This window comes from Domibacillus sp. PGB-M46, from assembly GCF_022668875.1.
Lineage (GTDB): Bacteria > Bacillota > Bacilli > Bacillales > Domibacillaceae > Domibacillus.
On sequence record NZ_JAKGCR010000122.1, the window covers coordinates 1 to 216 of the forward strand.

Sequence of the window (216 nt, forward strand, 5' to 3'; positions counted from 1 at the left end):
TGGTGGAGCCTAGCGGGATCGAACCGCTGACCTCCTGCGTGCAAAGCAGGCGCTCTCCCAGCTGAGCTAAGGCCCCAAATCCAGTAATGAAGCTTCAAATTGAACCTTCAAAACTGAACAAAATCAAACGCCAAACGTTTGTGAGAACCAAGTTCTCACTTCCGTAAATATCCTTAGAAAGGAGGTGATCCAGCCGCACCTTCCGATACGGCTACC

Annotated in this window: 1 tRNA gene; it reads right to left on the bottom strand. The window is 50.5% G+C overall.

From position 1 onward, the window contains the following. Positions 1-76 (bottom strand) — tRNA-Ala (locus L2D08_RS23905). Positions 77-216: the final 140 nt, after the last annotated feature.